The sequence below is a fragment of the Nocardia sp. NPDC060255 genome, assembly GCF_042727395.1.
Lineage (GTDB): Bacteria > Actinomycetota > Actinomycetes > Mycobacteriales > Mycobacteriaceae > Nocardia.
This window is the reverse complement of record NZ_JBHXAU010000039.1, coordinates 54,757-61,143: the sequence shown is the minus strand read 5'-3', so window position 1 is coordinate 61,143 and position 6,387 is coordinate 54,757. Positions and strand designations below refer to the sequence as shown.

General features: G+C 67.5%; 5 protein-coding genes. 1 reads left to right on the top strand and 4 read right to left on the bottom strand.

What is annotated here, in order from left to right; all coding sequences use genetic code 11:
- Positions 1 to 139: 139 nt before the first annotated feature.
- A complete protein-coding gene (locus ACFWF1_RS41415; protein WP_379292166.1) occupies positions 140 to 820 on the bottom strand; it encodes a hypothetical protein in 681 nt (226 codons plus the stop codon).
- A gap of 31 nt (positions 821 to 851) precedes the next feature.
- Positions 852 to 1,694, bottom strand: coding sequence for an alpha/beta fold hydrolase (locus ACFWF1_RS41410; protein ID WP_379292165.1), 843 nt, complete (start codon positions 1,692 to 1,694; stop codon positions 852 to 854).
- Positions 1,695 to 1,772: 78 nt separating this feature from the next.
- On the opposite strand from ACFWF1_RS41410, the gene ACFWF1_RS41405 reads away from it, so the two are divergent.
- On the top strand, positions 1,773 to 2,618 hold the full coding sequence (locus ACFWF1_RS41405) for a helix-turn-helix domain-containing protein (RefSeq protein WP_379292164.1): 846 nt from the start codon (positions 1,773 to 1,775) through the stop codon (positions 2,616 to 2,618).
- 5 nt (positions 2,619 to 2,623) lie between these two features.
- On the opposite strand, the gene hemQ is transcribed toward ACFWF1_RS41405, so the two are convergent.
- Both hemQ and ACFWF1_RS41395 read right to left on the bottom strand, forming a co-directional pair.
- The gene (gene hemQ / locus ACFWF1_RS41400) at positions 2,624 to 3,319 is read right to left on the bottom strand and encodes a hydrogen peroxide-dependent heme synthase (protein ID WP_379292163.1); all 696 of its coding nucleotides are present in this window, start codon (positions 3,317 to 3,319) and stop codon (positions 2,624 to 2,626) included.
- A gap of 513 nt (positions 3,320 to 3,832) precedes the next feature.
- Complete coding sequence (locus ACFWF1_RS41395; protein ID WP_379292162.1) at positions 3,833 to 5,179, bottom strand: protoporphyrinogen oxidase; 1,347 nt, start codon at positions 5,177 to 5,179, stop codon at positions 3,833 to 3,835.
- Positions 5,180 to 6,387 lie beyond the last annotated feature (1,208 nt).

The window sequence follows — 6,387 nt, the reverse complement described above, 5'->3', positions numbered from 1 at the left end:
TGGGTTCTTTTTTTTTAAAAACCCACCGCCACGGGGGTATCGGTTTTGCCCCCCCCCGGCGCGCCCGTGCCAATAACACCCCCCCCTACCCACGGGGGGGGGGCCCCCCCCCCCCCCCCCCGCCCCCACGCCGACGCCTCTAGCTGGAATAGGGCAACCGATCAGGGTTGAGTCCGGCACGCATCGCTTGCCGCAGCGAGTCCAACGCCATTCGGAACGGCTCATGAACCGCCAACCATTCGGGCGACCCTACGCCCCGGTGTCCGACAGTCACGCTGGTGGTTGTGAGAGTAACGCGCACGGCATTCAGCGCGTCATACGCCACTTCGGCGGCATCGGTGATCTCCTGCGGCGCAACGAGTTCCAGTTCGAACCGAGCTGCGACCAACTGGTGAGAACGAAAAGCCGCTGTAGCGTCGGCATTCGAGAGTGGGGTCGCCTGACTCATCGCCAACGCCTGCACCGCGATATCGGTTTTGACCAACGCTTCGAGATACTTAGCGTAGACCCCGCGTTGTGCGTCCTGGAAACGCTGAGAGCGGTCACGCCGAGCCTTGATCAGGTCCACGAGCAAGGTGGTGCCGGCGCCGACAGCCGCACCGCTCAGCGTTCCGACAACCGCTACCCACTCCATTGCCACAACCGCACGGTAGCCGATCGAACCGCAACCAGGCACGCCTTTCATATACTCAGTGCGACAAGCAATCTCGCGATCAGACCACCCATGCCGCGTCTTCGCGAAATGGCAGCGGGGCACGAAGATGCGGGTCGAGGTCGTCTCGCGGACCTCGCTCGACGCCGGCACGGTGTCGCTGGTCACCGTCGGCGGCATCGGCAAAGGTGGCCAGGCCTCAGTTGGACTCCGCACCAGCGTGTTTCGCGGCGAAGGTCAGCAGCAGCCCGGCGGTGCGCGGCGGATCCTCGAGGTTGGGTGAGTGCCCGACACCCGATAGCAGCAGCACTGTCGCGCCGGGCACAGCGCGGTACTGGACCGCGGCCGAGGGACGCCATCTGCTGTCGTCTTCGCCGAAGATGACCAGCAGTGGTTTGCCAAGGGGCGCAAGCCGTTCCGGGAGCGACCGCTCGTCCAGGTACGCGCAGTTCGCCTTGGCGGCGACGGCGAAGACGGCGGGGTCGATCGCGCGGAACTGGTCCACATACTCCTGCGGGATCACATAGTCCGCGCTGAACCCGGAGCGCATCAACTGGCGGAACTGCTCATCGGTCAGCCCCGTCCAGTCGATCGCCGACCCGCCGGAGCTCTCCGGCGCTGTGCAGGCGTCCATATCGGGACCGAAATCGATGATGACGACCGCGGTCACGAGGTCCGGGCGTTGCTCGGCGAGCGCGGTGGCGACCGCCGAGCCGCTGGAGTGGCCGACCGCGATGACGTGGGAGACGCCGAGCGGATCGAGCGCGGCACCGATTCGGCGCGCCTGGTCGGAAACCGTGTAGCTGGTGTCCCCCAGTCCGGCCGACTGGCCGCACCCGAGCAGGTCGACTCGGATGACGTGATGGGATCCGGTCAGCAGCGGGACCATCGGATCCCACGACCGGCCCGATGCGCCGGTGCCATGGATGAGCAGTAGTGCCGGGGCGTCGCGCGGGCCGTCCTGGCGAACGTAGATCCCGCTACTGTCCGGCGGGCGATTCGACTTCTCGGTGCCGCGTAAGTCGTTGTTGGAAACAGTCATACAGGCACTATCGCTGCCGGTGGGTGCCGGTGGATTGGACAAATGTTCCCGTCTGTCGGGCGTGCGTAGCATGGCGGAATGAGGTCCGGTGTTGCTCAGCGCAGCGATGCTCTGCTGTGGGACATCGCCTGCCCGGGGCAGTCGAGCCGCGTGCCCGGTGTCGCCATGGCCGGATTCGGCGACCGCGGTATCACCCCGCCTGAGCTCCGGCTGATCCCGCATCCGTCGGTGACGCTGCTGCTCGTGTTCGGCGGCACCGTCGCCTTGCAGGATCCGGCCGGACGACAGCGCCGAGGCAGCTTCGTCCTCGGGCCCGGGTTCGGCGAGGTAGTGCGCGGGCTGCGCGTGGCGGCGTTCGACTGTCTGCAAGTGCGGCTGTCGCCGGTGGTCGCGCATGCGGTGCTCGGCCCGGGCGCGGCCGAACTGGACCAATCCATCGTGACCGTCGATGAACTGCTCGGCCGTGACGCGATCCGGCTCTGCGAGCAATTGGACGGCCTACCGTCCTGGGGTGAGCGTTTCGCGTGGACCGACGCGTGGCTCGCCCAGCGCTGCGCGGCGGCGACGCGGGTGTACCCGGAAGTGGCGTGGGCCTGGCATCGCATGGTCGCCGGTCGCGGAACGGGCCGGATCGAGCAGCTCGCGGCCGAGCTCGGCTGGAGCCGCAAACGCCTGTGGTCCCGATTCCACTCTCAGCTCGGCCTGTCGCCCAAGCGCGCCGCGAAGCTGATCCGTTTCGACCACGCCGTGCACGGCCTCGTCGCGGGCAGGCCGCCGGCCGCGGTCGCCGCCGAGGGCGGCTACACCGACCAGTCCCACCTGCACCGTGACGTGCTGGCCTACACCGGATCGACGCCGGCGACCGTGATCAACGAGCCCTTCCTCGCGGTCGACGACCGCGCCTGGGGCTGGCCCCGCTCATAGCGCGTTCAGGGCAGGGCGTTGATGAGCTTGTCGAGCTCGACGCGCGGGCCGGTGAAGAACGGGACCTCTTCGCGGACGTGCAGGCGGGCCTCGGTGGCGCGCAGGTCGCGCATGAGGTCGACGATGCGATGCAGTTCCGGGGCCTCGAAGGCGAGGATCCACTCGTAGTCGCCGAGGGCGAACGAGCTGACCGTGTTGGCGCGCACGTCCGGGTAGCCACGGGCGGCCTTGCCGTGGTCGGCGAGCATCTTGCGGCGCTCCTCGTCGGGCAGCAGGTACCACTCGTAGGACCGGACGAACGGGTACACACAGATGTAGTTGCCCGGTTCCTCACCGGCCAGGAACGCAGGCACATGACTCTTGTTGAACTCCGCGGGCCGGTGCAGCGCCACATTGCTCCACACCGGAGCACTCGCGCGACCCAACTCGGTGGTGCGACGGAAGTCCGCGTAGGCGGCCTGCAGATCCTCGACCCGTTCGGCGTGCGTCCAGATCATGAAGTCGGCGTCCGCGCGCATCCCCGCCACGTCGTACACACCACGCACCACCACGTCACGATCGGCGAGCCCCTCGAAGAACGCCCGCGCCTCCTTGATCGCCGCAGCCCGGTCGTCCCCGAGCAACCCCGGCTGCACCTGGAACACCGAGAACATCAGGTAGCGAATGGTCGAATTGAGTTCCTGATAATCGAGTCGCGCCATGCGTCCCATCGTGCCACTCGCCGAGTTACGCGCATTTCGCGGTCCGGGTCGCGAGGCGTCATGCCGCGCGACCGCGGGTCATCCGCCTACCCGCACGCAGACAACGCATCACCTCAGCAGAACAGGCGAGGATGCGGAGCGTAGCGGCGTCGCCGGAAGCGACGGCGTGCGTGGCGAATTCCACGAAGGCGAATCTGCCTGCGGCAGAGGCACTTCAGTAACCGGCGACACCGACCGATACGACGCAGCACCATTTGCCCCCCGGCTCGCTCGCAGACCATTCGCACGAACCGACAGCACCGAGCACAACGTCGAACAGGTTGCCAGTGAAATCTGCACTCTCTCTCGGGATCTGCACCGGCTATTAGCCCCTATTCCGAGTGCCGATCCCGAGAGGGAGTGCAGATTCTGACGCGGTGCGGCTTGGGGGCCGGGGCGCTGTGAGGTGAGGGGGTGCGGTCCAGCCGGATTCGGCGGCGCCGAGCCGTTCGCGCGAACGCAGACTGGCTCCGGTCAGGTTGCCGCTGAGGCGATGCGGTGGGCGGCGGCGTTGCCTGAGGCTACGCAGGCGGGGACGCCTACGCCGTGGAGGTAGGCGCCTGCGAGGGCTAGGCCGTCGAGCGGAGCGACTGCTGATTCGATGGCGGCGACGCGGTCGGTGTGACCAGGGGCGTATTGGGCGAGGCCGCCGCGCCAGCGTTGGACCACGGCGGAGATCGGGTTGATAGGGACACCGGTGACGGTGGCCAAGTCCTCGGCGGCGGCGGTGATCAGGTCGGCGTCGGACCAGGACAGGGTGGAGTCGTCGCCGAATTTGCCGAATGAGGCTCGGACCAAAGCAGTTTCGCGCTCAGCGAGGTGGGTCCATTTGCGGCTGGACAAAGTGAAGGCCTTGGCGCGCAACGGTTCACCGGTGGCGACCAGGATGCCGGAATTCTGTGGGAGCGCGGTGTCGCGTGGAAGTGCAAGCGCGACAACGACCGACGAGGACAGCTCGATGCCGGACAGCGGCGCGGCGACATTCGGCGCAACCGTGCAGAGTAGGCGGGCGGTCACCGGCGCCGGCGTGGCGAGCACGACCGCGTCGACCGCTCCGATCGGGTCGACGACCCAGCCGCGCATCCCGCGAGCCAGCCGCGTAGCCGGTGTCGCGGTGACGAACTTCGCACCGGAACGCGCCGCCAACGCCTCCAGCAGCACCCGATAACCGTCGCGGAGCCCACCGAATACCGGAGCACCCGACGGCGGCGGCAGCGCGACCGACACCGCATGGGTGAGGCTGGGCGCACCGTCGTCCAACGCGGCAGCCAAGGTGGGCAGCGACGCACGCACCCCGATCGACCGCGAACTCCCCGCATACACCCCACCGAGCAACGGATCCACACTCCGCTCGGCAACCTGCGCCCCGAACCGGTCGGCGACCAACCGATACACGTCGACATCCGCGCCGGGCTCCCAGACCAACGGCCGCCGCGACTCCACGGCAATCCGCTCGACCGTCTCCGCGTCGACCAGCCCCCGCATCGCTTCGGCATCCGACGGTATCCCCATCAACGTCCGCGCAGGCAACGCATGCGCCACCCCACCCGACCACACCAGCGGCCGCAACCCAGCGGGCGTCACGAGCTGCGTCTCCAGCCCCACTTCGCGCAGCAACTCAGGCACCTCGGGCCGCCGCCCGACAAACGCCTCCGCCCCCAAATCCAAAGGCTCCCCGGCAACTTCACCGGTATAGAGAATGCCCCCCACCCGCTCGGCCCGATCGAGCACCAAGATGTCGGCCGCGCCCCCCAGCAACACCCGCAGCCGATACGCAGCAACCAGCCCGCTGATCCCACCACCGACGACTGCGATCCTCATGTCCTCGACGGTATCCCTCGCCCCCACCCCACCCGCGACCGGTCCACTCCCCGCCGAACACCCCGGGGTTTTCATGATCAACGAGACACGGTGGCGGCAAACGCAGATAAGACCCGTGGCCGCGTCCGGTAAATCACGAAAGAAGGCTGGAATCCCAATGTCCCGAAACTTATGGGATCAGTGAACCGCGGCCGGCCCTACGTGTTCAAGACCAGGGAAACTGATGCTCGCATCGCCCGAGGTGGGCACCCAGCACCAGTTCCCCCTGACCAACTGTCCAGCCTCGTAGTGAGGTGGGACGCATCACGTGCTGCCGTAGGCGGCTGCACCGATGTCGGCGAACGGCCCGTTCGCTCACATCTGCCGCGCACGAATTCGCCCACCGCGCACACAATTGCCAACTGTTCTGTACGCGGCCTACGAATACACGCGCAGCGGCAGCGCGCGAGACCTGCTCGGGCGTGCGCGGGCCGGAGATCAGTTTGCGATGCCGCGCACGAATTCGCCCAGTGCGCACATAATTGCCAACTGTTCTGTGCGCGGCCTACGAATACACGCGCAGCGGCCGCGCGCGAAGCCTGCTCGGGCCTGCGGGGGCCGAAGATCAGAGGTTGCGATGCCGCGCACGAATTCGCCCACCACGCACACAATTACCAACTGTTCCGTGCGCGGCCTACGAATACACGCGCAGCGGCAGCGCGCCAGGCCTGCTCGGGCGTGCGCGGGCCGAAGATCAGAGGTTGCGATGCCGCGCACGAATTCGCCCACCACGCACACAATTACCAACTGTTCTGTACGCGGCCTACGAACACACGCGCAGCGGCCGCGCGCGAGACCTGCTCGGGCGTGCGCGGGCCGAAGATCAGAGTTTGCGATGCCGCGCACGAATTCGCCCACCACGCACACAATTACCAACTGTTCCGTACGCGGCCTACGAACACACGCGCGCCGGCCGCGCGCGAGACCTGCTCGGGCGTGCGCGGGCCGAAGATCAGAGTTTGCGATGCCGCGCACAAATTCGCCCACCGCGCACACAATTGCCAACTGTTCCGTACGCGGCCTACGAATACACGCGCGCCGGCAGCGCGCCAGGCCTGCGCGGGCCTGCGCGGACCGAAGATCAGAGTTTGCGATGCCGCGCACAAATTCGCCCACCGCGCACACAATTGCCAACTGTTCCGTACGCGGCCTACGAATACACGCGCGCC

Coding starts and splice junctions, on each gene's coding strand:
- hemQ (WP_379292163.1), bottom strand. CDS start 3,319: ATGGCGCGACTCGATTATCAGGAACTCAATTCGACCATTCGCTACCTG.
- ACFWF1_RS41395 (WP_379292162.1), bottom strand. CDS start 5,179: ATGAGGATCGCAGTCGTCGGTGGTGGGATCAGCGGGCTGGTTGCTGCG.
- ACFWF1_RS41405 (WP_379292164.1), top strand. CDS start 1,773: ATGAGGTCCGGTGTTGCTCAGCGCAGCGATGCTCTGCTGTGGGACATC.
- ACFWF1_RS41410 (WP_379292165.1), bottom strand. CDS start 1,694: ATGACTGTTTCCAACAACGACTTACGCGGCACCGAGAAGTCGAATCGC.